Origin of the sequence: Paenibacillus curdlanolyticus YK9 (assembly GCF_000179615.1) — a bacterium.
GTDB classification, from domain to species: domain Bacteria; phylum Bacillota; class Bacilli; order Paenibacillales; family Paenibacillaceae; genus Paenibacillus_T; species Paenibacillus_T curdlanolyticus.
This window is the reverse complement of the sequence record NZ_AEDD01000001.1, coordinates 1-26,460: the sequence shown is the minus strand read 5'-3', so window position 1 is coordinate 26,460 and position 26,460 is coordinate 1. Positions and strand designations below refer to the sequence as shown.

Below are 26,460 nucleotides of genomic sequence, written 5' to 3'. Positions count from 1 at the left end.
GTATAATTCACGTGTTGATTAACCTCATTTTAACGACATCCCCCCGTCAATACTTGTATTTTCGAAACATCATTTATGTGGTATTTTGACATTATCGCTGAATTATCGAGAGGTGCATGTCCATGGGTTTAATAAAATATACAGCCGAAGCTCATCTTGGCCCCGGCGTTGAGTCTCATTTCTTCACAGTCAGCTCGCTGGCTTACGCTTCGCCGCTCCATACGCATGACTTTTACGAGCTGTTCCTCATCACAACCGGCTCTGCCATTCATCTTGTAAATGGCCAGCGCGAGCCATTAACCGAAGGCACGCTCGTCTTCATCCGGCCAGATGACCGTCATGCCTATGATTACGATGGCGAATCGGACTGCGCTTTCATTAACATCTGTTATACGCAGAGCGGCATGGACGCCGTTTTCGGCTTTCTTGGCGAACCCTTCGACAGCAGTCGGCTGCTGCAGCCCGGCTCGCCTCCAACGGCTCATCTTGCCTTATTGGACAAGGAGGAGCTGATTCATCGGCTGGATCGGATTCGAGCCATGTCGCTCGACGGCAAAGTGCAGGAGATGCAGCTGCGCGGACTGCTCACCGACTTGCTCGTTCGATATTTCTACAGCCAAACGATCGCGCACGAGGAGCGGATGCCGGACTGGCTGGAGACGCTGCTCATCCAGATGCAGCGAGAGGAGCATTTTATCGCAGGGCTGCCTCGTCTCTATGCATTAGCTGGACGCAGCGCCGGACACATCAATCGCGTGTTCAAGGAATGGCTGCATACGACCCCTATCTCGTATATTAATCAGCTGAAGCTCGGCTACGCCAAAAACCTGCTCGTGACGTCTTCGCTCAGCATCACGGACATCGCCTTTACGGCGGGCTTCAACAATCTCAGCCACTTTCATCACTTGTTCAAGCGCGCCTTCCACATGACGCCGCTCGACTATCGTAAAATGCGTTCAGCGGTAGGCAGACCGTAACACGTCATTCAAATGACACAGAAAAACCCGCGAATTCGATTCGCGGGTTCTTTATGCTTGCCGCTTAAGCGGCACCGTTCATACGTTAACTTTGCGGCGGCATCTGCGCTTCCGTGCTTACCTGCCACTTGATGCCGAACTTGTCCTCCAGCCGTCCGAACAAGGTTCCCCAAAATTGCTTCTCCAACGGCATGATGACATTCCCGCCTGCGGATAGGCTAGCGAACGCTTGCTGCGCTTCCTCGTCCGTCTTGAATTCTAGGCTCATGTCGAAACCGCTGCTGCGGCCCGGCGGCTCATGCTGTGAATCTGCGATGTAAAACTTCACGCCAGCAGCCAGGAACACCATATGAATAATACGGTCCTTCAACGCCTCATCCGTGCCCGGCGCTTGCCCATACGTCATCAGGTCGACGATCTCGCCGCCCAACGCATCGATATAAAACTGCGCTTGCGCGCGTGCATCCTCGGAATAAAAATAAGGGGTCAGCTTTGCCATCATCATCCACGTCCTTTGGGTTAAGTTGGATCTGGCTAGTTACATGGATAAGTCTATCGCACGCGAATGGTTCGAGCAACTCAGCTGCGCTTCACTTCCTCGATAATCGCTTTCACCCCGTCCTCGATCTGCTCCAGCATTACCCGGGAAATGCTAATACGCAAAAACTTCTCCCGCTCCCTGTAATCAGACAGATAACAGCCTTGGCTCGTTACAACGATAATATTCCGTTTCTCTAACCGCTTCGTCAGCCGGTCCAGATTGACGGTTTGGGGCAGTTTAAACTGGACATAGATGCCTGAGCTCGTGCCAGCAATCGTAATCAGCCCCGCTTCATTATGCCGCTTCAACGCCTCCTGCAAAGCACGCATTCGAGCTGCGTATTGGTTATAAATTTTGCTTTTATGACGCTCATACATCCCGTTCTTAATATAAATTTCAAGCGCCGCTTGCGACAATAGTGACGTGTCCGCATACCTTTTGAACGAACCAAAGGTCTCCATCAATGGCTCCGGCAGAACAGCCGCTCCAAGCCTCAAGCCTGGAAATATGATTTTCGAGAAGCTCTTAATATACACGACATGCGAAGTTCGGTTATACGCATAGATCGGCTCGAAGCTACGCTCCTCGCCCAAGTCCGCCATGTAGTCATCCTCGACGATGTAAACATTATATTTGCTTGCCAATGCAGCAATGGCCTTCCGCTCTTCGACGCTTGTTGTTGTGCCGAGCGGGTTATGGTACCGCGACATCGTATAAAAAAATTTGATATCGCCATGCTCGAACCGCTCCTCCAGCTCTCTAAGGTCAACGCCCTCCGTCCCACGCGCAATTCCTCTTACCGGAATTCCCTCCGCCTCCAGGTACCGCAAATAAATTTTGTAGCTCGGCTGTTCCACCAGAACCGTCTTCTTGCCGTTCGGGAATGGCATTTTGGCCAAAATCTCAAGCGCCTGCTGCGCGCCGGACGTGACCACGATCCGCTCCGGATTCGCAAAAACCTGATCCCCCGCCAGATGCGAGGCCAGCGTCTGGCGCAGCCTGTCTAGCCCAAGCGAATCGCCGTAGGTGAACAAATGGTATTTATAGGTGTCAATCGCTTTGTTTAAGCAATGCTGAAAATCGAGATACGGAAAAACATTCAAATCCGGCGATGCCGAGGACAAATCAATCTGGGCACTCTCTCCCTGCTGCGAATCGGCTCCCGCGCGATCAACCGCATAATAGCCGCTCTGCGCAATCGAATAGATCGCGTGACGCTTCTCCAGCTCGCCGTATGCACGAATAATCGTGCTCGTGCTGCAGCCATAGGCTTGCGCGGCGCTTCGAACGGATGGCAGCTTCGCGCCAGGACGATAATGCCCTTCGCTAAGCTTCTGCTCCATATCGGTAAGGATGGCTGCATATTTTTTCATCGTAGCTCCCCCTCTTCTTTCCCTATTATAAACCAACTGTCGAACTGTATCGATACAGTTGCATGAATCGGGGATGGTGGCGTTTCTTCTTTCGATTTACGATAGAGCTAACGAAACGATGGAAGATGGAGGTATGTTGGATGAGTGAACTAAATCAATTATTTCGCGACAGAATCGGATACGCGGATCAGAACGCGCTAACGTTCGAGCGATTGCCTGAAGCGCTTGCCTTGATGGCGGTGGCGATCCCCTTTGAGAACCTATGCATCATGGATGGCAGCATAACCGCTGTAACCGAGCAATATCTCGTCACCAAAGTGCTCCTGAATCGGGAAGGCGGCTTATGCTACGAAATCAATTCGCTGCTCTACCTGTTCCTGCTTGATAATGGGCTCGATGTTGTGATGACGCGCGGCGTTGTTTTTGATGCGGAGAAAAATGCATACAACACGCATGGTCGGACGCATATTAGCATTTTGCTTCGCCACGAAGGCCAGACGTATCTGATCGATTCGGGATTTGGCGGCAACCTGCCGTTGCAACCTGTTCCTCTAACGGGCGAAACGGTCGTTTCGGCGAACGGCGAGTTTCGGATTCGGCGAGCGGAGCACGCGCTTGGCGATTATGTGTTTGAGGTAAAGCTGAAGCACAAGGACGAGGACTGGCGGACCGGCTATACCTTTGATTCTGAGCGAGCCATCACCGGCCTCGTGGACAGCAACGAAATCCAGCGGATTGTGGTGGAGCATCCCGATTCCCGCTTCAACAAGGCTCCCCTCATTACAAGATTGACGCCAGCTGGCAGCGTAACCTTAACGAGCACCTCGCTTACGGTCTGGACGGATGGCGTTATGAGCAAGGAGGAGATCGAAGGCGAGCAGTACGCGGAACTGCTGAATCGTTATTTTGGAAGAGGGATTGGTCCTGAACCAATCAACAACCAACCAGAGCGCTCTATCACTTTATGAGAAGGTCGGGTAAACGGTTGTTAGCGAAGAAATTCGCTATTCTATCGAAATGGAAGATGATGTAAAGTTGTTTGTGTACCAACATTTGGAGCCTTAACAGGCAGCAAAAAAGTAGGGTATTCTCGGGGTTACCACACGCACCAAGAAGGAGCCCTACTCGATGACTAATATACCCGAAAATTCTTTCAACAATCTACTTGAAAATGCTGTAACTAAACTGCTGGTGCAGGGGAAGCTCGAGCTGCTGCTTCGTGAAGAAATTAAACATTACATTAGCACGGAGCATCAAGGCCCTCGTACCAGCCTTAACGGGAACTACACGCGCACTTACCAAACACGCTATGGAACCATTAATGACTTGCAAGTGCCCAGAGATCGGAAAGGTTACTTCAAGACCCGTCTGTTCCAGCCGTATCAGCGCCGCGAGGGATGGTTAGAAGAGGCCATCATCCACATGTACAAAGGCGGCAAGAGCACGCGAGAAGTCGCAAAATTCATCGAGAGTATGTTTGGTTCCCAGTACTCGCCAACGACGATCAGCAACATTACGCAAACCGTTATGGAAGACATTGAACAGTGGCAACAACGTCCGCTCGAGAAGCGTTACTCTGTGATCTACCTAGATGGTTTGTATGTGAAGCTGAAGCGTAACACGGTCAGCAGTGAGGCGGTTTATTTGGCTATGGGGATTGACGAAAAAGGCATCCGCCAAATCCTCGGCTTTTACGTAGGCGGGCATGAGAGCGCAAATGGCTGGAGAGAGGTCCTCAAAGACCTGAAAAATCGCGGAGCAACAGACGAGTTGCTTGGCGTCTTCGATGGCCTTCCAGGACTAGAAGAAGCCTTTAGAGAAATCTATCCAAAGGCCGATGTGCAACACTGCATCGTCCACAAAGTCCGTAGCACGTTTCCTAAAATCCGCGTATCCGACAAGACCGCGTTTCTCGACGATCTAAAGCTCGTTTATACTGCGGTGGATGGGGATGTCGCTTTAGCTGTATTTGATGGTTTCAAGGCCAAGTGGAGCAAACAATACCCGAAAGAAGTAAAGTCGTGGGAAGCACAGCTCCCCACCTTACTCGCTTTTTATAAGTTTCCTGTACTCACGTGGCCGGCCATCTACACCTCTAACCCGATCGAACGGATGAACAAAGAGCTTCGCAAACGACTTAAGCCAATGAATAGCTTGACCAATATTGAAGCTGCTGAAAAGATTATTTATTTGCAAGCACTCGACTACAACGAAAAATGGTGCGGTAGAGCGATACGGGGATTTGTCGACGTTGATACGAAGGCGAAGCTTGAACAAATGTATCTGGAACGATACGCCGCGAATCACCCCAACCTAGAGCTTACACAAACTTCTTGACGCTACCAAATGGAATAGTTGTTGGTCACGTTTAAGAGGGGCGATGCCCCTCTTTTTGCTGCTTCCATGGGAATAGGGCACATTTCTGTTCCCTATTCTCGCTCTGGCGCAGCTTGCGAGCGGATAGGGAACATTCCTGTTCCCTATCCTCACTCTGGCACCGCCCGCGAGCGGATAGCGCACTTTTTTGTTCCCTTTCATCACTCTAGCACTGCCCACGTACGGATAGGGAACATTTTTATTCCCTATTCTCACTCTGGCGCAGCCCACGTACGGGTAGGGAACATTTTTATTCCCTATCCTCACTCTGGCGCAGCCCACGTACGGATATGGAACATTTTTGTTCCCTATCCTCGCTCTAGCAATGCCCGCGAGAGAACAGGGAACATTTTTGTTCCCTATTCTCGCTCTGGCGCAGCCCGCGAGCGAACAGGGAACATTTTTGTTCCCTATCCTCACTCTGGCGCAGCCCACGTACGGATAGGGAACATTTTTATTCCCTATCCTCACTCTAGCGCAGCCCGCGAGCGGATAGCGCACTTTTCTGTGCCCTATTCCCGCTCGTGGCCGCCCTCCCCACGTGAATCAGGCACATGGCAGTGGATTTTCATCCAGTTCAATCGGTTGTCCTCCCCCATATGATATCGTATACAACCAATGACGGTTGGGATGAGGAGGTGATTCATAATGGCATTGCTGCTTTCTGGCTGGATGCTGTACGCACTGTGGATCGTGCTTGGTTTTATGGCTCTTGACTTTCTGGTCAGCCTCTATCGCTCGCTTCGCGCTAGCGACTTCTCTCCGGAATTGGTGCTCGGCTATTTGAAAGACATGCTGTATTACGTCCTGCCTCTGCTGCTGCTCGCCGACATCTCGCTGCTCGATACAACGGGTTGGCTGGTGTCCGTCCTGTATTACGTCGGTGCACTCGGCGTTGTGCTCAAGTACCTGTCCTCGCTCAAAGGCAAACTGTAAACGCATACTGAAACAAGCCCCAGCGCACTTCCGTGCACATGCTGGGGCTTGTTCTGTTCCTTGCGAATACGTATAAAAGACAATCGGTTTGCTTATAACTTGATGTATTGATTCGCCAAAGAAGGGATCTCCAATATGCCATCATGGATACCAACCAAACCTAACAATCCCGATCAACGAAATACAAATGATCCAGCTGATCTTGAAGACAGCTGTCTGGATGCAAGCTTGGATGCAATGCTGAATAGAATCCAGGATAAGCTGGGGTCCTCTTCCGATCTGATCGTGCGAAAATTCAAGCTGCCTGCTCCTCTTCCTTCGAATGCGGCAGCTATCTATTTTGGCACGCTAACGGACAGGCAAACGGTCAACGAGATCATTATGACTTCCGTCATGAATGAATCAGCGGAATGGCTGACCAACCATGCCGACCGACCAAGCCAAGACGATTCGCTCACCTTCCTTTATGAACATCTGCTCAAGATTGGTGAAGCGTCCTTTATCGCCGACTGGCCTTCACTGATCATGTCTATTCTATCGGGAAAAACAGCGATCCTCGTTGACGGATGTGACCAAGCAATTAGCTGCTGCACCGTCGGAGGGGCGATGCGCGACGTTGCGGAGCCCTCCACGCAAGTGGCTATTCGCGGCCCAAAGGACGGCTTTAATGAATCATTAATCACGAATATTGCGCTTGTTCGGCGCAGAATCAAAAACCCTGATTTAATCATCGAAACCTTCAAACTCGGCAAAACAACCCAAACGAATATCAGCATTCTCCACATGCAAGGAAAAGCTGATCCGTCGATTGTTCAGGAAGTCAAAACCAGGCTGCTCGATGCCGACATGGAGGTCGTGCTTGAATCGGGCTTCCTAGAAAAGTGGCTGGAGGATCAAACCGCAACGATTTTTCCCACGATCTACAATACAGAGCGCCCGGATGCGGTCTCTATGTATCTGTTGAGCGGAAAAGTGGCCGTTCTCGTAGACGGGACCCCGTTTGCGTTGATCGTCCCTACTGTTTTCTCTCAATTTTTCTATACGCCTGAGGACTATTACGATCGTGTGGATATTCGTGTTTTTTTACGATCGCTAAGATACATAACCTTTTTTATTTCTTTATTGCTGCCGTCCCTTTATATTGCCGCGATTACCTTCCATCAGGACATGATCCCGACTACCTTTCTCATTCATACTGCCGCTGCGAGGGAAGGCATTCCCTTCCCGGCGTTTGTTGAAGCGAGCTTAATGGAGTTAAGCTTCGAGGTGCTGCGCGAAGCGGGGGTTCGAATGCCCCGGGCGCTTGGGCCCGCCATCTCGATTGTCGGTGCATTGGTGCTTGGCCAAGCTGCCGTACAAGCAGGGATCGTCTCGACGGCCATGTTGATTGTCGTATCGATTACAGGGATCGCGAGCTTTGCCACGCCCGCTTACAATCTGGCAATTGCGGTTCGCTTGATTCGCCTGTTATTTATGATTATGGCAGCCACCTTAGGCTTCTATGGCATAGTGATCACCCTTATCGTGATGCTGGCGCACTTAAGCAGCCTTCGGTCCATAGGCGTTCCTTATTTGTCTTCCTTTACACCGTTTCGCTCAGGCGCACCTAAGAAGGCTCGTTCGGGAAGGAAAGCATCGGCCGTCAAACCAAATTGATCTTGCGTAAAGGAGAAACACGCATGTTCGTGCGTCTAGTCAGGTTCCTTCTACTCCTCGTTGGCATCGGGTTGCTGCCTGGCTGCTGGGATGTGCGCGAAATGCCTCAGCTCGCGATCGTCTCCGCCATGGGAATTGATAAAGCGCCCACGGACAATCATTACCGGGTTTCGTTCCAGGTCATTAATCCATCCGAAATATCCGCTGGCATTACAGAGTCAGGCGGGGGCAGAACGACGCCTATAACCGTATACGCGGGGAGCGGCGACACGCTCTTCGAAGCCATACGCGAATCGTCTGGCCTAATGCCGCGCCAGTTGTTTTTTTCGCACACGCGCATTATCGTCATCGGAGAGCAATTGGCCCGCGAAGGAATCGAAGACATTTTCGATATGTTCGAGCGATTCAGCGAAACCCGCCTTACCTCCAGGGTCTTGATCGCAAGAGGCAGCAGCGCCGAGGCCGTGCTCTCTACACTCACGCCCATCGAACGCATTCCGTCAAATGCGCTAAACGGCAAACTGAAATTCACATCCAAGCTGACATCGGAGCAAATGGAGATTCAAATCGATGACGTGATTCGGGCGCTCAGCAGCACGGCATCGGAGCCCATCATCAACGGGATTCGTTTGCTCGGGAATACAGCGCTAGGAAGCAAGAAAAAAAATGTGGAACAAGCCGTACCGATCGTACGATCCCGAATTAGCGGGATTGCTCTGTTCAAAAACGGAAAGCTGACACGTTGGCTAGATGGCAAGGATGCGCGCGGCGTCGTCCTGCTGCAGAACAAAATGAAAAGCAGCGTCGATGTGCTCCCTTGCAAAGCAGAAAAGAAGGCGATTGCGATCGAGCTCCTCCGTGCCAAAACGGAAGTGAAAACGGCATTTCGAAATGGGAAACCGTATTTTCAAATCTCAGTCAAACAAGAGGGCAGCTTGAACGAAGTCAAATGCAGCATCAATCTAAAAAAACCTGAGGAAATCGCGAAGCTGGAGAAAGAGTGGAGCGAGCTGGTAAAAAAAGAGGTCATCGGATCTGTGCAGGTCGCCCAGAAAGAGCAAAGCGACATTTTCGGGCTCGGCGAAACGTTTAATCGCCAGCATCCGAAGCAATGGAAAAAGATCCAAAAGGATTGGGGAAATTTATTTGCCGAAAGTGACGTAACGGTAACTGTCAATTCGTTCATACGCCATTCCGGCATGAGAATTAAGCCAGCATTCTCAGAACAATAGCTCCACTGCGGAAGGAGGGAGATCAAGATGGAAAACGCCAAGCTGACAGGCAAACAATTGTTTTCCCTGATCGTGCTTTTCGTATTCGGGACATCCATCGCCATCAATTATGGCCTGAGTGCCAAAAAGGATGCTTGGCTGGCCATTCTGCTTGGCACCGCCCATGGCTGCGTGTTATTTACGATATTCAGTTATTTGTCTCGCCAATATCCAGGCATTCTCTTGACCCGATATGCCCGACTGATCGTCGGCAAGGCAGTGGGATGGCCAATCGGCCTTCTGTTCGTCCTTTATTTTATTTATGATGCTTCCCGTGATGTGCGTGATGCTGGCGAGCTTTTGCACATTTCCTTTTATCACCAAACGCCGCTCCTCGTGCTCAATGTCATAATGGTGGCTACTGCCGGCTATGTCTTATACCTTGGCATCGAAGTTTTAGCGCGCATTGGGGAAATCTTCATCGTTATTATTTTCAGTCTAGGGATTATAGGCAACCTCCTAGTCTATTGCTCCGGAATCATCGATTTGAATCAGCTTCAGCCCGTCCTTGAGTACGGCTGGAAGCCTGTTTTCGCTACGGCCTATCCAGACACGATCATCTTTCCATTCGGCGAGCTCATTTGCATCTGCATGGTATTTCCTTATCTCCGTCAGCCGAAAAACCAAACCCGGATCGGCTTGTTCGCAATCCTTCTAGCCGGCCTGCTGCTCAGCTACACGATTGCAATTGACATCGCTGTGCTTGGAGCAGATATTGCGGGCCGCTCCGTCTTTGCTTTGTTGACTATGATCAGCAAAGTCGAAATAGCCGAATTTCTGCAGCGTTTAGATCCGGTCGCGCTGTTCACATTAATTATCGTTGATTTCTTTAAAGTATCCCTGCTCTATTATGGAGCCGTTCTCGGAGCGACAGATTTGTTTCGTTTTCAAACGCATAAAACGCTCGTTTTTCCAGTTGGAATCGTGATCCTTCTATTGTCCATGTTTATCGCAAGCAGCATGAACGAGCATTTGTGGGAAGGGCAGCTTTCCATTGGTCATTTTCAAGTGTTTGTGACGGCCGGCATTCCTCTGCTGCTATTGCTCGTGGTCGTTGTGCGCAAACAATTTGCTAAGAAAAATACAGAACGGCAATAGCCATCCATTCGTCCAGTTACTGCAAACGTCGGCGCTGTACGTAACGAAAAAGCGCAAGCAGCATCGGAATGGATCCGAACCCTGCCAGAATAATGGTTTCAGGTGCTCGCATGAACCATAAAAAACTCAATGAGTTTCGGATAGACATAGGAAGCCCAATGTGAATCACATTGTCCATGACGAGTGAAAGAGCCAGGCTTAGCAAAAGCAGCAATGCGAACACAGCAAATATTTTCATCCGGGCGCCAACCTTTTTCCAGTTTGATTGTTAAGATTTCCTTACGTATGTTCGTTTATCCTGAAAGATGCACAAAAGCCAGGCAGCCTAGGGCTGTCTGGCTTTGCTCCATCGAACACGTTACGTTTGATCTGTCCCTGCGATTAGAGCAGCTTCCACAGCGCCGCTGTCGTTGCCGGCTCCCAGCCTACCAGCGACGTGTGCGCTTGCAGGCATTGATACGACTTGCCGTTATAAGTGACGATATCGCCCACTTTGTAAGCATGATTCGCTACCCACGCATTCGATGGATTCGTCGTGCCCGCATCGGATGTTTTACCGGAAACCGCTGCGCTCGCAGCCGAGACGTTGCCTGCGCTATCCTTCGCTTTCACGGTAAAACTGTACGTCGTGCCCGCCGTCAAGCCCGACACCGTTGCGTTCAGTCCGGTTACAGAAGCGACTAACGCGGTTCCGTTGTACACATCATAGCCTGCCACGCTGCCGGAGTTATCTGTGGAAGCGTTCCAAGCAAGCGAAATGCTCGTTTGCGTTACTGCCGTTACTGCTAGACCGGATGGAGCCGTTGGCGCCGTCGTATCGGTCGTCCCGCCGCCGCCCGTACCGCATGCACCGATTGTTTTCCATACGCCGCTAGCGCCGCTCAGATCTGGGCGGTCGCCTTGCGTCCACCATTTGGCTTCATAAACGATGCCGTTATAAACGGCGCGTTGGCCGACTGTATAGACAGTTGTCGCTGACCATGCCGGATCGCTGCAGCCCGTCGTTCCGCCGCCAGAAGTCGCAGTCTTAACTGTCAATGGAGCGCTTGCTGCGGAGACATTGCCTGCGGCGTCTTTAGCTTTTACCGTAAATGTGTAGGTGGTGTCCGCCGTCAAACCGCTGATTGTCGCGCTTGCTCCGCCAACCGTCGTGGCCAATGTAGTGCCTCTATAAACGTCATAGCTGGTTACGCCGACATTATCCGTCGAAGCGCCCCAAGCAATCGTTACGCTCGTCGACCCTACATTCGTTGCAGAAGGCGTGCCCGGTGCAGTTGGCGCCGTTTGATCTGCCGGCGGCGTAATGCCCCCGCCGTTTAATCCGTTAGCCAGAACGTCAAGCAGCTTCGTGCCGCTGCACGAGTAGTTCGGGCTGACGCGACAGTCTGACGACAGCTCCCAGAACATGCCGCCGCCCAAGCCCAGCGACTTGATATAATTGATCTTGTAGCCGAACGACTGCTCGTCGTCATAGCTGATATACGTCCCTGTGGATGCCTGATACAGATAAGGCACCTTCGACGCATCGTTCCAATAGCGGACGAAGCCGTTCTTGTTCACATACTTGGCTGCGAGATCGCCGTAGTCGAAGCTTCCCGCCTCCCAAGTGCCGGCAGGCGCGCCATTGCAGGTCTGATATTGCCCGTCGCCATTCGGCCCTGCTGCGCAGCCTTTCCAGCCGCGGCCGTAGAATGGCAGACCAAGCACGACTTTGCTTGCCGGAACGCCAGCATTCAAATGCCCTTGTACAGCACTTGCAATATTAAAGGTGCTCGCATCAGGAATGTTCGCCGCAACAGCAGCCGGGTCGGCATACAGCGGCGCGTTATGCGCGCTCTTCGGATTAAAGGCGCCGTTGAAATCGTAGGTCATAATGTTGATCCAATCGACCGACTTCGCAATCTCGCCAAGCTCGGTGTTGGACGCGTACGCCGGCGACGCGCCGGATGCGATCGTCAGCGAATATGATTTGCCGTCCGCTGCGCCTGCTGTATTAAGCTCCTTGCGGATCTCCTGCAGCAGAAGCGTGTAGTTATGCTTGTCGTCAGGGCGAACGCTATTGCCAGCCAATCCCCCGCCAACTGGATACTCCCAGTCCAGATCGACGCCGTCGAAGCCATAATGACGAATGAACGCAACCGCCGATTTCGCAAAGGTAGAACGCGTCGCAGCCGTTGCCGCTACATCAGAGAAGCGGTTCGACCATGACCAGCCGCCAACGGAGATAATCGTTTTCAAATGCGTATACTGCTGCTTCAGCTTATTCAGCTGATTGATATTGCCTTTAAGCGGCTGATCCCACGTATCGCCGGGATACGCTTTCTGCGCATCAATCCAAGGATCGCCGAGCACAATCGTTCCGTTAGGCACGCTAATGTTGCCCACCTCGTCCTGGCAAGACCACGTGACCGGATTCGGTCCCGTCGGGTCCGGGTTGCCGTGCGTGCCGTTCCAGCAAATATCTGCAAAAGCATAATTGATATGCGTCAGCTTGGAGCCGTCGATATCCGACACATTATACGTGCGGCCGTATGCCCCCCAAGCCGGGAAGTACCCGACTACTTTATAATTGGCAGCCGCTGCCTCTGATTGCTGCGCCGGTGACGCAATCGTACCTAAAGTCGCCGCCAGCAATACCGCTAACATAACCAATACAGACCTTTTCGTATGAGCAAATAATGTCTTCATCCAAAATCTCCTCTCGTCTTGTATATGTGATGATAGAAATCGGCAAAACTCGCGACAACCCTCCATTCATTTTCGTAAATGACATTTACGAATTGGTTACATTTCTCATTTTGAAGGCTGAATCGGGGAATTGAGAAGGGGTACTTTTCCGCTTTGAAGGGGCAAAAAAACAGCGAGTCCCGACTGCTAGAACCACTGGTGGGACTTTCGAATTACGCAAAAAAGAGCCCTTGCGGGCTCCTGCTGATCGCTATAGATCTGTTTGTTTCGACAACAGCAGAACAAGCCAAGCTAACTGAAAGTCAGCTTGGCTTGTTCCGCTCCTCTTTCCTAGTAAGGCTTGCGAGCGCTAGGCTTGCTTCTGCATCATGCCTTGCAATATGACGTCGAGCCCCCATCGGAACCGCTCGTGTCCCTCCGGCGTCATGCTGCCAGAGGTCATTTCTTCTCTAGCGCCGGCAAGCATCGGATATTGCGCTGCATCCAAGGATAGATAGGAAGCCGAGAGCGCATCCAGCTCATTCCCTCTTTCATTGCGGGAGGCTTGCTCGAATGCGACGGAAGTCGCATAAAGCAATAGCATATCCAATCCCCACGCAGCCGTTCTCGCAGACATTCCCCCCTCATGCAGCCTCGCAAGAATATACTCCGTTATGACTAGAGAATGCGGTCCGATCGGAATCGTGGTGAGCGCAAGCTCCGCGACTCCCGGCGCTTCAAACAGCACCTGCTGGTAGTTGTGCAGCGCCTCAAATAAATTCGTTCGCCAATCCGCCGATTGCGGATCCGGCAGCACAACCTTATCCAGCCCATGATCCAGCACGTAAGCGTTCAGCTCTTGCAAGTTTTTCACATACACATAGAGCGATGCAGGTCCGGTGTCCAGCGCCTTAGCAATTTTGCGCATGCTCATGCCGGACGACCCTTCGTTTCTCAATAGCTCCCATGCCGTGTTTACGATGAGCGCTTTGCTTAGCGGCTCTTTAGCTGGCCGCGCCCGGCGGCTAATGACGGTTCGAGTAGTATTTTTCATAATTCCCTTATAACATATGGCTAATCATTAGTAAATCATAGGGACATGGCTTGCTTTGCGCTTATTGCGCATGGAACGACGCCATCAGCGCCTGAAGCTTCGCAGCCGCATTCTCGCCGAACGTCAGCTTCAAATTGTCATCCGACATTTGCGCCGAGCGGGACGAATACGCGTACATCTTCTCCTCATACGCGGCAATCGCTTCGTTCAAATCGGATTTGGCGACGATTGCCTTCGCAAGCTCCGCCGCATCCAGCATCGCCAAGTTCACGCCCTCGCCTGCAAAGGGTGACATCAGATGGGCCGCATCGCCGATAAGGGTAACGCCAGGCTTGCGCTCCCACCGCAGCCCAACAGGCAGCATGTAAATACGTCTTGGTACGATCGCCCCATCAGCAGCATGAATGTACCGTTTCAGCGACTCGTCCCAATCGTTGAAATAATCCAGAAGCTGCTTCTTCGCTTCCTCGGGCTGATCGAACGGAATGCCGCATGCATCGAGCCATTCGCGCTCCGTCTCAAAGCTCAAATAGACGCGAATTCGCCCATCGCCGTTCAGCTGTCCCAGAATCGCTTTATGATCGGCTAATGCGAACATTTTGCCCCGCCCGTTCAACGCCGCCACCTCAGGATGATCAACCGCGGCATTCAGTACGTTGAGCTCGATCATGCTTAGCCCGGTATAAGCGGCTTCTGCATCGGTGAGCAGCGGACGAATGCGGGAAAACGCGCCGTCAGCGCCTACGACAAGATCGACCGTATCGACGAAGCCATTGTCAAAATGAAGCTCATGCTTCCCGTTGCCAAGCGGAATCGCTTCGATCAGCTTGTGGCCGTATCGGATCGTCCCCGGCGCAATAGCGCTGAGCAATAGCCCGCACAGCGTGCCCCGATCAATCTCCGGACGGTCGCCAGACTCGTCGACGCCAGCAACCTCGTCCATATAGATCTTCCCCGTTTTGTCGAATAGACGGAAATCTTCTCCCTCATAACGCGCCAGAGCTTGAAACTGCTCATGCAATCCCGCTTCTTTTAGTGCGAATTGCCCAGAATCCTCATGGATGTCCAAAGACCCGCCTTGCTGGCTGCTCGTATCTGATTCCGCACGCTCATAGACGACTGCCTCCATGCCGTTACGCTGCAAAATAAGAGCGAGCGTCAGACCGCCGGGTCCACCGCCTATGATCGCAATCCGTTGCTGTTGACCATGCACGTTGCTTTTTGTTGTTACCATAAGACCAGCTCCTCGAAGGTAGTTTGTGAATATCCAGCTATTCATCATGCAGACGAACAATATTCGTAAGGAACAGTATTCGTCATAGAGTAAAGCGGTTTACGTTCGTTGATAGTTCAGTTATAACATAACGAACACTGTTCGTAAAGAACATCGTTCGTCTAAAATTTTAAAACAGCCTTCATTCGGCCTATTGAAATGGCGAAAGAAGGCTGTCTGCTTGGCGCTTAGTCGACGCGTACGAGTTTCCATGACATCGTCGCCGCAACCGGCTGTTTCGATAAATTCCATTGGGCTTTTGCTCGTAGGCGATGTTCCCATTCTTATTACGTTGTTATCTCGTAACTGCCAACGCACTGCCCAAGTTCGCTTTAATATTGTCCAGAACCTGATAAGCGTAATGATCCGAGGTCTGATAATAGACATTAGTAGCATGCGTTGCCGCCCCAAAACGCTGCTTCTCTTTATTCGCATCAATGCCCAGATGGACAACCGGCAGCTTTAATTGAATCGCTCTCTTGATCGATTGATAGAACGTTTGACGATAGAGATGATGGCTCTCCGTATATTGCGAATTGATGCCCACCATCGACATAACGTAATGGTTTTCCCCTTTATAGCAGCTCATGAAACCGACTGGCCGACCCTCCGGATCTCCGCCATGCTCAGGAGCGATTCGGAATACGAGCAATTCCCATCCGGGATGCTTCAGCATCTCGGACCACAGATTTTGCGGGAGCGCGAACAAATTGATATCATGCTTTCTTCGCTGTACGTTGAGGTACAAGTTATGAAGATCTTCGATCAATGCCTCAGATGGCGTCGGGCTGTCGCATGTAACAATGTCCACCTCAAACATATGCTCGAACGCCAGCACTTCCTTCCGAATCAAAGCGCGCGCGCTTCTCGATAGCTGGCTCACATAATCTTGTTCATCCTCGCATTGCAAAATCAAGACATTGCTTTCCGGCATTGCTCTGCTAAGATAGCCGTGCTGTTTCATCCACTCTGCCAGCTCTTCATCATGAATCGAGAAGTCACGAAGCATAATCGTATTCGCGTGGCATCTCGCTTGCTCTGCTTGAAGCTCCTCAATAAACATAGAAAGCGCTTCCTGCCAATTTCCTTGGCGGTCCAGATAGAGATGGTCGCCCTCCGTCAGAAGCGAGCCCATCACCAGATAGTTGGAGGTTAAATAGTACGGATTATCGACTCTAAGCTGCTCCACTGCCTTCGATACTTCACCCGATTCCAAAATATCATCCTTCAACAATACCTTCGTACAAAACGTAGCCAGTACAGGTACACCGTTGGAATCCCGAACGATATAGTAATGGAACGCCCAGTTGTTTTCCGGCAATGGCTGATTCTCGAATGTCCGCTCCAGACAGTGAAGGAAATCCCATTCGAATCCGCGCCCTCCAAGCAGCTGATTCCATTCTTTTGATTGTATTTCTTGAATGCTCGTATGATGCTCAAGCTTTAATGCAGCCGAACTTGAACGGCCTTCTTCGTTTGCAGGCATGGTCAAGCTGTCCGGATTCGACATTTTGAACGTTTTGTACAGCTTGTCCATCGAGCTGCCGCCTTCGCGCAGCAGGACGGGAAGCACCTGTGCAATTGCTTGGATCAGCGCCAAAATATCTTCCTTGGTGTGATGATTGGTCACCGTGATCCGAATACCGGAACGACGCATCGGAACTGCAGGATACGCTGCAATATTCGTATAGAAACCCAGCTCTTGCAGACGGCTAACGACCGCGTATGCCAGTTTGGGCAGTCCTACCCCGATGAATCGGATCGGATTTTCCGTCGCGTTCACTAACGGCAGCTGATACGCTTCCGCCATCTGATTGAAGTATCGGATGTTCGCCATCAATTGATTTTGCAGGGCAGGAAGCTCGTCCGAGAGATGCAGCTTCGCTGATGCAACCGCTGCGCCCAGCGTCGGCGGATTAATCGGAATTGAGAAAATCATCGGGCCGCCGCATGATTTTACTTTGTGATAGAGGTCGAAGTTAGGAAAAACGATCGCGCCCCCTCCGGCCGAAAATGACTTACTCAAAGAAACAACGACAATCATGCGCTCGTGCTGTTCGATTTGATTCAATACGAAGCCTCTTCCATGCTTGCCGCTCCAGCTCATGCCGTGAGCGTCGTCAATATAGAGATGGAATTGCTCATACCGGTTCAACAGCGATTCCAACGTTGTTATTGAAGCCGCATTACCGTACATGCTGTAGATGCCGTCGCACAGATACCAGATTCTGCGGTGCTGCTCCTGCAGTGCAACAATCCGTTCCTCCAGCTGCGCCATGTCATCATTGCGAATGTACTCGATGTGAACCTTCTTCGTCCGCAATTGGCTTAAGGTCGTCTGAACACTGTTATGCACTTGAAAATCAACAAGGACTGCATCATTCGGTTCAATAATGACCGGCAGTGCAGCAAGATGGCCTAACGTCGTGTTTTGCGTAACGAGAACATGCTTGCCGTCAAACATTTGCCCCAGCAAATCTTCCAGCTCCGTATACAAGCGATTGGAAACATAGGCACGGGAAACCGAGTATTGGACGCCGAACTGATTCACGGCATCGATTACGCCTTGCTTCAACCGCTCATCCGCTTCGATTCCCAAATAGCTGCAAAGCCCAAAATTAATTAATTGCTGGTCATGAATCCGAATCGTTCTACCGGAATGGTACTCATCTTCTGCTACCTGATGCACGATCCCATAGGAAATACCGTCCTTCACCATTTGGTATAAATGGTCGATCGGATCTACTGTTCTTGACATTAATAATCCCCCTTAGTATTTATCATGTTCTTTGTCCTTAAAACCTCCGTTATAACAACGCTGTTAATTTAGTTCAATCAAATTGCGCAAACGTTTGCATCAATGGCATTCTTATAATAGCAAACTAGCTATCAAATGTAAATGATGACAAAAAAAGCAGTCGTCGTCCGACTGCTTTCAACATTTACCCTAGCTTCTGCTCATCGATGACCTTCCCATCCTTATCAAGCCCGCGAATAGCTTGCCATTGAAGACTACCTTGTTTTGCTTCCCACAGGAATAGAAACATGCGGTCTTCCTTGATCTCTTCGCGCAGCGGCGCTGCCTTACCAGATTTCTTATCTGTCATGAGCAGTTCGACAGCAGTGATACGCTCATCGGATACGTAACCGTAAAATTTATACGACATCCGTGAATCTTTAGGGGAATCGCCTTGCCAACTGTATGAAATCGCCTTATCGCGATCGATAGGGACGCCCGCAACGCTTCCGCCTGGGACCCATCTGCCCCTTTTACGCTGTACAGTGTCTGCAGAGAACCAATCTTTGTACTTGCCCAGGAAAATCACCTGATCGCGATCAAATGGAACCTCTACTTTACGCACAACGTTGGAAGGACCATAGTGGAAGCTGCGCTCTGACAGCTGATGCGCCTGCTCAGGCGAAGAACTGCCAATCGAAATGTAGTACGTTTCGAAACATAGCCAAAGCAAGAGAACAACGATAAGCCACTCGATGATCGAGAAGATCGTTTTTTTGTTCATTCTCCCTCACCTGCTTTCACGAGGGAAATATCAAGCTGAGCCTTCCGGTCGTACCAATCGTAGACGATCGTCGCATGATCGACTGGTAAGTCCGGTAAGCTGTAAGCAATGTAACCTCGTGATCCGCTTGAGGTACCATGACTTCCTGCATCACGGCTGTCTAGTTGCTGACCGTCAGGCGTTACGAGCTTCAGGCTCATCGCCGGAAATGACCACGCATTGTGCGTCTGCTTGACGCGGTACGTATATGTCATCAATATCTGCTTAGACGTTACGTAGACGGTTTCGGCGGTAAACGTATCGTCATCAATCTTGAATGACTGGCCGATCGGAATTTCCGTCATAATACCGCCATCCGCTTTCAGAGCCTGCAACGGATCATTAATTCCCCATCCCTTGTTTGTGCTCCATCGCCCGATATAATGAGGCAATAGCAACAGGATGAGTACGACAAGAAGTACTCGTCGAATAATTGTAATCGTGCTGGCTAATCGAAACATGTGATCCTCTAACCTCCCGCCCCCCAAATGCTGGTTCTTCAGAATACCATCGTATATAGATATTCGAACCTTTAAAGGGAATCACCTCCTTAAATATGGAAAAAAGGACTTCTGCTCATCGAGCAGGAGCCCTTGCTTATCGTCATTACCAAGGCAATTTCTCTTGTTTGTGGTAGAAGCCTCCGGTCGGTCCGTCACTCGGAAGCGTAGCTAACCATACCGCCGTTTCGGCTCCTTCCTCGATCTCCATGACCGCATTCGGCCCGCCCATATCCGTCTTCACCCAACCCGGGTGGCAGGCGTTTACCTTCACGTTCGTTCCGCCCAGCCTGATGGATAACTGCGCAGTCCAAGCGTTCAACGCAGCTTTCGAAACCGTATAAGCGGGAGCGGACGCTCTTCCAAGAAACTCGTCGGATAAGATGGTGCCAACCGATCCAAGAATGCTCGATTGATTCACGATTCGTCCTGCCGGGCTTGCTTCGATGAGGGGGAGGAGCGCTTCTGTCAAAGCATGCGGCCCTAACAGGTTCACTTCAAGTGACCGCTGCATAACATCTGTGTTATTGCCTTCATGATCCAAAAAAGTGCCCGCATTGTTCACAAGAATGTCCAGCTTGCCGTATTCCGCCTCGATCTTCGCTGCAGCTGCTTGGATATGCTCGCTGCTGGTCACGTCGAGTTCAATCGGGAAAGCTTGAATATTCTCTTCTTGCAGCCGCGCAGCCGCGCGCTCAGCTTTCTCTATTGCTCTTGCTCCTAGAATCACGATTGCCCCCTGCCGTCCCAGCTGCCTTCCAATTTCCAAGCCAATCCCTTTATTCGCTCCTGTTATCAATGCAATGGTCGTATTCGAGTTCAACGTCCATAACCTCCTGTTTTCATTTAATACCGTTCAGTACATAACTGGCAAAAAAAAAGTGCTCATACGAGCAAAGTAAGCAGTTCAGTTACAGCATTTTCAACATACGCGTGCTCGGGAGCCGACTTCATCGTAACGGCAAGCCCGACGGCCGAAACCGTTAATGCCCGTGCAATGGCGACAGCGTTCAAGCCGCTTGCAAGCTCGCCTTTACGAATACCATCCTCTATCGTCTGCCGAAGCAGCTCGGTAATTCGCAGCTGATAGTCTTTGGTGAGATGAGCAAAGCTCTGGTCATGCGGCGCCAGCTCTACCATCGTGTTTATGCATAAGCAGCCTAAGTTCGTTTGTCTCCCGCCGCCTCCTTCGATAATCCCCTGCAAGTAAATACGCACAGCCTCTCTTGCTGAAGGCGCTCGAGAAAGCAGGTTCTCGATGTAGGTTAAACTGATTTGCGTGTATTTGTGAAGAACCGTTTCGAACAGCTCCTTCTTTCCTCCGAATGCCGCATACAGGCTTGGACGTTGAATGCCCATACGCGTCGTAAGGTCGCTGATCGAGGTTGCCTCATAGCCCTTCTCCCAAAACACCTGCATTGCGGCCGACAATGCTTGTTGTTCATCAAACTCCCGCGGTCTTACCATTGTTACATCCAACTTTCTGTACTCATCGGTATGTAACCATAATATGGTCATTAAAGAAGGACGTCAAGACTTTTTTTCTCTCTTATAGATAGGGCCTGAACCTATAAAAAATAGGTGCTTTTGATGACATCGGCATACTCATCAAAATCAAAATTTCTTAAAAGTACTCTTTCCTGTTGTGCACCGCATCCTGTAACCATTCCTCAAGGCCTTTGGTAATGACATACATGTCACCATCTATTTCGATAACCGGAAGCGCCATACCTACGGATGTGCCGGTCGTATTCGACATCGTTACTTCCCACTGGATGATCGTTCTAACCTTCGACTCAGGAATATGCAAGTAAGCAGCCGTTTCTGGAATGGTCAACAGCGGCTTGGTTAGGCTGACCGCCGCAATTTCTTGTGGCCCGCTTCCTGACGCGCTCTTATCGTTCCCCGCGAAGATCAAGCACCCTATGATAAGTGCGACGCCTAAGATCGTTGAGCTAATGACATGCGTGAAATTGATTGATTTCAAAAGTGATCCTCCTATACCGTCTGTTCGATATGCCCAGCAAGCTTCATTTCCAACCGATGAATCAGCTCCGGCAGTATTGCGACTTCCGCATCGCGCACTTCATCCATCTTCGCATAAAATTGTTCAAAGTCTAATCGATTATGGTACTTCATTTTGATTGCTAGATTTCGCAAGCCTAACGCTTTGATTTCCAATTGTTCGAATTCCTCTAGCAGGGATGAAGGCATATCGATCAGCTGCAAGTGATGCAAGTAGCGAACCCGAGCGTGCATCAGCTTCTTATGCTCCCAAATCGTCGTAAGCCCAATCAACGGATCAAAATCTTTGTATCTCACATATTCATCCGCAATCCATCGTTTGAAAGTATCGTACGTCGATATGCCAAAATCATAAAGCTCAGCGTTAATCGTTTGACGAACAACTTCAGATCGGCAGGTTGACTCCATATAATCGACCAAATCATTCAGCAATTGCCGGATATCAACCTCATTCGAGCGAGCCCGGAAAGCAAACGATTCATCCGGACACTGAATGAAGGACATCGTTTCATTCCAAAATTCGTAATGGCTATGCTGGATTGCCAATTCCATATTTTCAAAGCTGACAGGAATGGAGGATAGCAGTTTATTTTTATCATAACAAAGAATGTAGAACAGTTCGTTATCTTCATCCACGCCATACACCAATAAATCCTGCGTCATTGATGATTCCTGATAAAATGGCGTCGAAGGAATGTAATATTTGTTAGCAAACATATACACGTATTTGTTAGCAGCAATCGCTTGTCGAAGCACATCGAGCAGCGAGCAATTCAGCTTTTGAAAAGTCGGCGCTTTTACGATTTCCAAATCAATGATCGAAGTATAATAGGCCGGATTATCACTTTTGCAAAACCGTAAATCATTATTGAGATTGCCTTGATACCCCTCTTTATTGCATTGTAAATTAGCAAAGTTGCTATAAAGCCACGGCTCATGATTGTCCATTTTCGTGATGATCGAAAGCATGAGCGCATAGTGCATGCGACAGTTAATGAGTGGCGCTGGATTAATTGGTAAGATTGCCATTGTAGGTTTACCCCCCTAATTATAATCGTTGTTCCAGTTCGTTCTTCTGCCGCAAATGATGACGGAAATGCATATCGATCAGGCCAAACCATTCGCGCGCGTTCAGCCAACCAAAGCCGCCATGCTGAATTTTATAGTTCGGATTGATCGCATCAAGCTTCGTTTCCCATTGTTCCATGCGATGAATAATCAAATCAAAACCTCGAAGCAGCTCCTCTTTCGTTTCAGTGTTGCTGGGCGAGTTTTCGGGACCGTTCGGCAGCTTGATTTTGATCGGCGGAAAGCCGCCTTGCCGGAGAATATGCTCGCCCGCCTCTGTCTTCCCGAGCGATTGCTCTTCATTCGCAGATGAGCAATTTTCCACTTGGTCCAAGTAATCAAGCGCAGTGAGGATGACATGGTCATACATTTGACCAAGGGACCATACGCCCGGTTCAGGTATCGATCGGAGTTGCTCCATCGAATACTTGTGCAGACCATTTTGGTAGATGGCAATTAAGCTCGATTCACTCATTCGTAAATTCACCTCCTTATGGAATTAAATTACATATTGATTCCAGTCCCTGTGTGGCCTATAACCTCCGATATTTTATTAAACCGCTCATCGATCTGGTTCACTCCATCGTCTCCTAGTCGTGGCGGGAATCCGGCCAATCGTCTCCCTCTCTTCTGCAAACCCAGTCAAAATAAAGCTGGGTGCCAAAAGGCTCTACTGACATTTCCACGTCATTTTTCATAATCTTCAGCCCGTTCAAATTCGTTTCCTCGGACAAATAAGCCAACACATCATGAATCCCGCCGTCTCTAGACTGCTGGATCATCATGGCCAATATTGCTCTTTGCTCTTGCGTTAGCTCGCTCAAAAACGAATTGAATTTTGCATTTTCTTCGGTTTTAGGCCAGCCTTTCGATTCCGCCCACAACGTCAATACGCCTGGACGAATATCGACCAGATCGTCGATAAAGCTTTTGTATACATCTAAGCTCGCTTGCTCATATTCTTGATTCATCTTCGTTGTGTAGCCCCTCTCTTAAAAGATTTATCCCTTGGATGACGCTACGCATGTTCGTTACTCCTCAATTATCTTTATACCGCTCCACTGATTCTTCCAATTCTTACCAGCTACTCTTCGCATGTAATAAGCCTTATCCAGAAATAACGGAGCCCTTCGAACGACCATCTGAAATAAATCATCGAGTCCATACGGCGCAATGATCTCGATTTCATTGTCAGGATCGAGCCTAACTCCAATCGCAGTTGCCGTCTCCGGCCAATACGAGATCGCGTCCGTCGTATTCTGATATGGCGCGTCGCCATTTTGAATATGCATCCTTGCTTGATTTTTAACCGACCACTTTTCGTTGCCAGTTCGAGCGATCAGCTCAGCTTCAATGGCATGATCTCGAGCTTCCGATAGATTCGTAGGGTCGAAAAACACCACGTCAATATCGCTATGCTTGCCGCGAGACTCCAGCCCCTGAAGCCGATCCCACACCATACTCCGAATGTAACCCGCGGCGATGTAACAGTCAGGCAGGTTTAATTCGCTTACTAGCTTCAAATCTTCTATTAAATACGGTTCATTGTTGATATAGTCTTTAAGCTGTTCTTCGAAAATGATTAAAAACCTCACCTTCGCTTATAATCGATAAACCATTAAATCTTCATGCACGTATGAGTTTCCTAGCTTCATCGCATTCATTTCTTTACCATATTTCGTAAATCCAATTGTGTGGTACAACGCAATTGCACGATCATTGTGATCAGCCACCATTAGATTGATCTGCTCTAACCCCTGTAGTTGCTTTGCCCTGCTGATCAATTCTTGCACCAACTCTTTTCCAATTCCTCTACCTTGAAAATCTTGCTTCACATACATGCCCCATAGGATTCCTTTATGCTTCACCTTCACCTGATGCTCTCTTCTAAACCCGACCATACCGATCAATTGCCCCTCTTGAAATGCGCCTAAAATGAAATTTTCTTCCGTAATGCCAATTCGTTCTCTCACGGCAGCAATTGAATTGTCCTTTACCTCCTCATAAGAAGCACCGAAAGCTTCAGGGAACCCTTGGAGAGCGGCAAGCCTTAGTTTCCAATAATCTTCAACATCTGTATGCAGCAATTGTCTGATCATCTTCTACCCTTCTTGGATGAGCCGCTCAAAAATAATCTCGTAAGCCGCCGGTTTGCCATGCCCGTTATAATTCGTAGGCAGCACTTGTACGAGTCGCCACCCTTCCTTCGCATACTCTTCGATTGTTTCCCGATGCGTAGCCGAGCTGAAAAAACCGCCGAGAGATGTCTCGACAAACGTATATTCGTACATGCTGAAGCCCCTCCTAATTAAGCAGTCCACCCTTACTTTACCACAATTTCCTTTATGTCCAAACGGGTTTGTTCGCATCAAACCTAATAAATCCTTTATGCAACCTGTTATTGCCGTCAAGCCTTTTTCGATGTAAACTATTAACAATTCGGTCGTGAAGCACACGCCGCTTCGATACTTTTGTATCGGGGCGGCTTTTTTCTGTTTAAATCCCGTGGTGATTGAAAGGAGAGAGCGCGCATGTCCAGATTTGAGCAAAGGTACGAGGAATGGATACAAACGCAAATTGTGCAGGAGACGAACCCTAGGCGGCGTGAATTGTTGGAAAAAGGACTCGGTCATGGTACCGTGGAGTTTTTGCGAGAGGTGTGGTTTCCTGCCGTCCGAAGCTTCGACCATCTATATCCGGAGTGGGAGGTGCGTGATTTTCATAATGGCTACCGTTATGTGGATCTTGCTTATATGCCAGGAGGCATGAAAGGCGGCATCGAGATTCAAGGATACGGTCCTCACGCCCGAGATTTGGATGTCAAACGATTCAAAGACTTATGCTGGCGGCATTGTTTATTAGCGCTGGATGACTGGATTTTCTTGCCGATCGCCTACCTCTCGATCAAAGATGAGCCCCAGCGCTGTCAGCAGCTCGTGCTCTCGTTCATCGGCAAATTCATTTCGAAGGAACTGCCTTCCGAATGGTCCTGGTTGGAGGCAGAAGCGGTCCGCTTTGCTCGGCGCCTGCTTCGTCCGTTCGCCCCATCTGAGCTTGCAGGCCATTTGCGTATTACGGACCGCCATGCACGGAGGCTGCTGCACAAACTTGTTCATCTGGGCGTATTGATTGCGACGAGCGGGAAAACGAGGTATCGCCTTTACCGTTTGCGTCTGGATTAGCTGCAACGGCGCGTTTCGCGGGAAATAGAGCTCTGCGGTCCGTTAGAAATGCGACTACTGGCTTTCCCCAGTTGTCGGGCGGTATCTATTCAATCAATCCGAGCATGGACGGGGATTCTAACGGACCGAGGAGACCTTATTCAGCCCAAATCGGGCACTTTTTTGCTGTAACGGACTCAGGAGACCTTATTGGGCCAAAATTGCCCCTTCGCAGCCCAGATTGTGCTAAATAAAGGCTGTGAGGTCCGTTACAGTTGCAATCGGCGCGTTTCGCGGGGGTTAGCGGCTCTGGAGTCCGTTAGAATTCGACGACTGGTTCTCCCCGCTTCGGGCGGTATCTATTCCATCCGAGCAGGGACGATTAGTGTGTAATCTAGCGTTAGTGAGAGGACTTGGCGCTCTAACGGACCGAGCTTTATAGCCCCCTAATCAACTTGGACACTTTCACCACTTCATATAAACTTAGAAGAAGTGGAGGAATTGTCCATGAAAAGAAGGTTTCGATGCCCTGTAATGGTGAAGAAGGAGCTGGTAGCCGAAGTGCTAGCCGGGTACAGGGTAGAGGTAGTTGCCCGTCAGCAAGGTATGTCTCCGAGTACACTAAGCACGTGGGTTCGTCAATACCAGGATGAGGTGGGTGATATAGTGGTACGCAAACAGGATGAAGCGAAGCAGATGAAACAAGATGCAGCAAACTTCCATGAATTAGAGCATAAATACAAGGAAGCTTTGAAGCTGCTGGGTGAGAAAGAACTGGAAAACAACATTCTGAAAGACCTTTTAAAAAAAACGAACCCAGCCGCGCTGAAAGACTTGAAGTAGCGATTCACTGGATTGGAAAAGGGTATCCCGCTCGAACGGTGCTACGGATCTGCCAGGTGCCTCGGTCAACCTACTACTATC

Annotated in this window: 26 protein-coding genes; 9 read left to right on the top strand and 17 right to left on the bottom strand. The window is 49.9% G+C overall.

Annotated elements, in window-relative coordinates; all coding sequences use genetic code 11:
* The first annotated feature begins 122 nt into the window (after positions 1–122).
* The gene (locus PAECUDRAFT_RS00135) at positions 123–977 is read left to right on the top strand and encodes an AraC family transcriptional regulator (RefSeq protein ID WP_006036045.1); all 855 of its coding nucleotides are present in this window, start codon (positions 123–125) and stop codon (positions 975–977) included.
* Positions 978–1,062: 85 nt separating this feature from the next.
* Here PAECUDRAFT_RS00135 and PAECUDRAFT_RS00130 read toward each other — a convergent pair whose 3' ends face one another.
* Together PAECUDRAFT_RS00130 and PAECUDRAFT_RS00125 are read right to left on the bottom strand one after the other, a co-directional pair.
* Complete coding sequence (locus PAECUDRAFT_RS00130) at positions 1,063–1,476, bottom strand: VOC family protein (protein WP_040711136.1); 414 nt, start codon at positions 1,474–1,476, stop codon at positions 1,063–1,065.
* A gap of 80 nt (positions 1,477–1,556) precedes the next feature.
* Positions 1,557–2,891 carry an aminotransferase-like domain-containing protein gene (locus PAECUDRAFT_RS00125; protein WP_006036043.1) on the bottom strand — a complete coding sequence of 445 codons (1,335 nt, stop codon included), beginning with the start codon at positions 2,889–2,891 and terminating at the stop codon, positions 1,557–1,559.
* 140 nt (positions 2,892–3,031) lie between these two features.
* Here PAECUDRAFT_RS00125 and PAECUDRAFT_RS00120 point away from each other — a divergent pair, with 140 nt between their 5' ends.
* From PAECUDRAFT_RS00120 to PAECUDRAFT_RS00095, 6 genes are all read left to right on the top strand, one after another.
* Positions 3,032–3,859 carry an arylamine N-acetyltransferase family protein gene (locus PAECUDRAFT_RS00120; RefSeq protein ID WP_006036042.1) on the top strand — a complete coding sequence of 276 codons (828 nt, stop codon included), beginning with the start codon at positions 3,032–3,034 and terminating at the stop codon, positions 3,857–3,859.
* A 160-nt stretch (positions 3,860–4,019) separates the two neighbouring features.
* Positions 4,020–5,228: an IS256 family transposase gene (locus PAECUDRAFT_RS00115; protein ID WP_006036041.1), complete on the top strand. Its 1,209-nt coding sequence runs from the start codon at positions 4,020–4,022 to the stop codon at positions 5,226–5,228.
* Between the two features lie 687 nt (positions 5,229–5,915).
* Positions 5,916–6,203: a hypothetical protein gene (locus PAECUDRAFT_RS00110; protein WP_006036040.1), complete on the top strand. Its 288-nt coding sequence runs from the start codon at positions 5,916–5,918 to the stop codon at positions 6,201–6,203.
* Positions 6,204–6,338: 135 nt separating this feature from the next.
* Entirely contained in the window at positions 6,339–7,859 is a 1,521-nt protein-coding gene (locus PAECUDRAFT_RS00105; RefSeq protein ID WP_006036039.1) for a spore germination protein, read from the top strand.
* A gap of 23 nt (positions 7,860–7,882) precedes the next feature.
* A complete protein-coding gene (locus tag PAECUDRAFT_RS00100) occupies positions 7,883–9,091 on the top strand; it encodes a Ger(x)C family spore germination protein (protein WP_006036038.1) in 1,209 nt (402 codons plus the stop codon).
* Positions 9,092–9,118: 27 nt separating this feature from the next.
* Positions 9,119–10,228 (top strand): GerAB/ArcD/ProY family transporter, encoded by a 1,110-nt coding sequence (locus PAECUDRAFT_RS00095; protein WP_006036037.1) that lies wholly within the window; start codon positions 9,119–9,121, stop codon positions 10,226–10,228.
* A gap of 381 nt (positions 10,229–10,609) precedes the next feature.
* Here the strand turns inward: PAECUDRAFT_RS00095 and PAECUDRAFT_RS00085 are convergent, their stop codons facing one another.
* From PAECUDRAFT_RS00085 to PAECUDRAFT_RS00015, 15 genes are all read right to left on the bottom strand, one after another.
* Positions 10,610–12,916: a glycosyl hydrolase family 18 protein gene (locus PAECUDRAFT_RS00085; protein WP_006036035.1), complete on the bottom strand. Its 2,307-nt coding sequence runs from the start codon at positions 12,914–12,916 to the stop codon at positions 10,610–10,612.
* Between the two features lie 349 nt (positions 12,917–13,265).
* Entirely contained in the window at positions 13,266–13,949 is a 684-nt protein-coding gene (locus PAECUDRAFT_RS00080) for a TetR/AcrR family transcriptional regulator (RefSeq protein ID WP_006036034.1), read from the bottom strand.
* Between the two features lie 61 nt (positions 13,950–14,010).
* Positions 14,011–15,183: an FAD-dependent oxidoreductase gene (locus tag PAECUDRAFT_RS00075; RefSeq protein ID WP_006036033.1), complete on the bottom strand. Its 1,173-nt coding sequence runs from the start codon at positions 15,181–15,183 to the stop codon at positions 14,011–14,013.
* 334 nt (positions 15,184–15,517) lie between these two features.
* Complete coding sequence (locus PAECUDRAFT_RS25840; protein ID WP_006036032.1) at positions 15,518–17,980, bottom strand: bifunctional aminotransferase class I/II-fold pyridoxal phosphate-dependent enzyme/GNAT family N-acetyltransferase; 2,463 nt, start codon at positions 17,978–17,980, stop codon at positions 15,518–15,520.
* 184 nt (positions 17,981–18,164) lie between these two features.
* Entirely contained in the window at positions 18,165–18,743 is a 579-nt protein-coding gene (locus PAECUDRAFT_RS00065) for a hypothetical protein (protein WP_006036031.1), read from the bottom strand.
* Positions 18,740–19,243, bottom strand: coding sequence for a hypothetical protein (locus PAECUDRAFT_RS00060; RefSeq protein WP_006036030.1), 504 nt, complete (start codon positions 19,241–19,243; stop codon positions 18,740–18,742). Before PAECUDRAFT_RS00060 ends, PAECUDRAFT_RS00065 begins: the two co-directional genes overlap by 4 nt.
* A gap of 145 nt (positions 19,244–19,388) precedes the next feature.
* Positions 19,389–20,105, bottom strand: coding sequence for an SDR family oxidoreductase (locus tag PAECUDRAFT_RS00055; RefSeq protein ID WP_006036029.1), 717 nt, complete (start codon positions 20,103–20,105; stop codon positions 19,389–19,391).
* Positions 20,106–20,167: 62 nt separating this feature from the next.
* Positions 20,168–20,749, bottom strand: a complete 582-nt coding sequence (locus tag PAECUDRAFT_RS00050; protein ID WP_006036028.1) for a TetR/AcrR family transcriptional regulator — start codon at positions 20,747–20,749, stop codon at positions 20,168–20,170.
* Between the two features lie 157 nt (positions 20,750–20,906).
* Positions 20,907–21,269 (bottom strand): hypothetical protein, encoded by a 363-nt coding sequence (locus PAECUDRAFT_RS00045; RefSeq protein ID WP_006036027.1) that lies wholly within the window; start codon positions 21,267–21,269, stop codon positions 20,907–20,909.
* Between the two features lie 11 nt (positions 21,270–21,280).
* Positions 21,281–22,336, bottom strand: coding sequence for a hypothetical protein (locus tag PAECUDRAFT_RS00040; RefSeq protein WP_006036026.1), 1,056 nt, complete (start codon positions 22,334–22,336; stop codon positions 21,281–21,283).
* A 19-nt stretch (positions 22,337–22,355) separates the two neighbouring features.
* Positions 22,356–22,850 (bottom strand): DinB family protein, encoded by a 495-nt coding sequence (locus PAECUDRAFT_RS00035; protein ID WP_006036025.1) that lies wholly within the window; start codon positions 22,848–22,850, stop codon positions 22,356–22,358.
* Positions 22,851–22,965: 115 nt separating this feature from the next.
* Positions 22,966–23,346, bottom strand: coding sequence for a DUF6547 family protein (locus tag PAECUDRAFT_RS00030; protein ID WP_006036024.1), 381 nt, complete (start codon positions 23,344–23,346; stop codon positions 22,966–22,968).
* Between the two features lie 60 nt (positions 23,347–23,406).
* Positions 23,407–23,970: a nucleotidyltransferase family protein gene (locus PAECUDRAFT_RS00025; RefSeq protein ID WP_006036023.1), complete on the bottom strand. Its 564-nt coding sequence runs from the start codon at positions 23,968–23,970 to the stop codon at positions 23,407–23,409.
* A 6-nt stretch (positions 23,971–23,976) separates the two neighbouring features.
* Complete coding sequence (locus tag PAECUDRAFT_RS00020) at positions 23,977–24,474, bottom strand: GNAT family N-acetyltransferase (RefSeq protein ID WP_006036022.1); 498 nt, start codon at positions 24,472–24,474, stop codon at positions 23,977–23,979.
* Positions 24,475–24,477: 3 nt separating this feature from the next.
* Positions 24,478–24,666: a DUF4177 domain-containing protein gene (locus tag PAECUDRAFT_RS00015; RefSeq protein ID WP_006036021.1), complete on the bottom strand. Its 189-nt coding sequence runs from the start codon at positions 24,664–24,666 to the stop codon at positions 24,478–24,480.
* A gap of 240 nt (positions 24,667–24,906) precedes the next feature.
* Here PAECUDRAFT_RS00015 and PAECUDRAFT_RS00010 point away from each other — a divergent pair, with 240 nt between their 5' ends.
* Both PAECUDRAFT_RS00010 and PAECUDRAFT_RS00005 read left to right on the top strand, forming a co-directional pair.
* Positions 24,907–25,557, top strand: a complete 651-nt coding sequence (locus PAECUDRAFT_RS00010; RefSeq protein ID WP_006036020.1) for a hypothetical protein — start codon at positions 24,907–24,909, stop codon at positions 25,555–25,557.
* A 486-nt stretch (positions 25,558–26,043) separates the two neighbouring features.
* Positions 26,044–26,379, top strand: a complete 336-nt coding sequence (locus PAECUDRAFT_RS00005; RefSeq protein ID WP_006036019.1) for a transposase — start codon at positions 26,044–26,046, stop codon at positions 26,377–26,379.
* Positions 26,380–26,460: the final 81 nt, after the last annotated feature.

Excerpts from the sequence above, each read along its gene's own strand:
- PAECUDRAFT_RS00135 (WP_006036045.1), top strand. The coding sequence starts at position 123 with ATGGGTTTAATAAAATATACAGCCGAAGCTCATCTTGGCCCCGGCGTT.
- PAECUDRAFT_RS00130 (WP_040711136.1), bottom strand. The coding sequence starts at position 1,476 with ATGGCAAAGCTGACCCCTTATTTTTATTCCGAGGATGCACGCGCGCAA.
- PAECUDRAFT_RS00125 (WP_006036043.1), bottom strand. The coding sequence starts at position 2,891 with ATGAAAAAATATGCAGCCATCCTTACCGATATGGAGCAGAAGCTTAGC.
- PAECUDRAFT_RS00120 (WP_006036042.1), top strand. The coding sequence starts at position 3,032 with ATGAGTGAACTAAATCAATTATTTCGCGACAGAATCGGATACGCGGAT.
- PAECUDRAFT_RS00115 (WP_006036041.1), top strand. The coding sequence starts at position 4,020 with ATGACTAATATACCCGAAAATTCTTTCAACAATCTACTTGAAAATGCT.
- PAECUDRAFT_RS00110 (WP_006036040.1), top strand. The coding sequence starts at position 5,916 with ATGGCATTGCTGCTTTCTGGCTGGATGCTGTACGCACTGTGGATCGTG.
- PAECUDRAFT_RS00105 (WP_006036039.1), top strand. The coding sequence starts at position 6,339 with ATGCCATCATGGATACCAACCAAACCTAACAATCCCGATCAACGAAAT.
- PAECUDRAFT_RS00100 (WP_006036038.1), top strand. The coding sequence starts at position 7,883 with ATGTTCGTGCGTCTAGTCAGGTTCCTTCTACTCCTCGTTGGCATCGGG.
- PAECUDRAFT_RS00095 (WP_006036037.1), top strand. The coding sequence starts at position 9,119 with ATGGAAAACGCCAAGCTGACAGGCAAACAATTGTTTTCCCTGATCGTG.
- PAECUDRAFT_RS00085 (WP_006036035.1), bottom strand. The coding sequence starts at position 12,916 with ATGAAGACATTATTTGCTCATACGAAAAGGTCTGTATTGGTTATGTTA.
- PAECUDRAFT_RS00080 (WP_006036034.1), bottom strand. The coding sequence starts at position 13,949 with ATGAAAAATACTACTCGAACCGTCATTAGCCGCCGGGCGCGGCCAGCT.
- PAECUDRAFT_RS00075 (WP_006036033.1), bottom strand. The coding sequence starts at position 15,183 with ATGGTAACAACAAAAAGCAACGTGCATGGTCAACAGCAACGGATTGCG.
- PAECUDRAFT_RS25840 (WP_006036032.1), bottom strand. The coding sequence starts at position 17,980 with ATGTCAAGAACAGTAGATCCGATCGACCATTTATACCAAATGGTGAAG.
- PAECUDRAFT_RS00065 (WP_006036031.1), bottom strand. The coding sequence starts at position 18,743 with ATGAACAAAAAAACGATCTTCTCGATCATCGAGTGGCTTATCGTTGTT.
- PAECUDRAFT_RS00060 (WP_006036030.1), bottom strand. The coding sequence starts at position 19,243 with ATGTTTCGATTAGCCAGCACGATTACAATTATTCGACGAGTACTTCTT.
- PAECUDRAFT_RS00050 (WP_006036028.1), bottom strand. The coding sequence starts at position 20,749 with ATGGTAAGACCGCGGGAGTTTGATGAACAACAAGCATTGTCGGCCGCA.
- PAECUDRAFT_RS00040 (WP_006036026.1), bottom strand. The coding sequence starts at position 22,336 with ATGGCAATCTTACCAATTAATCCAGCGCCACTCATTAACTGTCGCATG.
- PAECUDRAFT_RS00035 (WP_006036025.1), bottom strand. The coding sequence starts at position 22,850 with ATGAGTGAATCGAGCTTAATTGCCATCTACCAAAATGGTCTGCACAAG.
- PAECUDRAFT_RS00030 (WP_006036024.1), bottom strand. The coding sequence starts at position 23,346 with ATGAATCAAGAATATGAGCAAGCGAGCTTAGATGTATACAAAAGCTTT.
- PAECUDRAFT_RS00020 (WP_006036022.1), bottom strand. The coding sequence starts at position 24,474 with ATGATCAGACAATTGCTGCATACAGATGTTGAAGATTATTGGAAACTA.
- PAECUDRAFT_RS00015 (WP_006036021.1), bottom strand. The coding sequence starts at position 24,666 with ATGTACGAATATACGTTTGTCGAGACATCTCTCGGCGGTTTTTTCAGC.
- PAECUDRAFT_RS00010 (WP_006036020.1), top strand. The coding sequence starts at position 24,907 with ATGTCCAGATTTGAGCAAAGGTACGAGGAATGGATACAAACGCAAATT.
- PAECUDRAFT_RS00005 (WP_006036019.1), top strand. The coding sequence starts at position 26,044 with ATGAAAAGAAGGTTTCGATGCCCTGTAATGGTGAAGAAGGAGCTGGTA.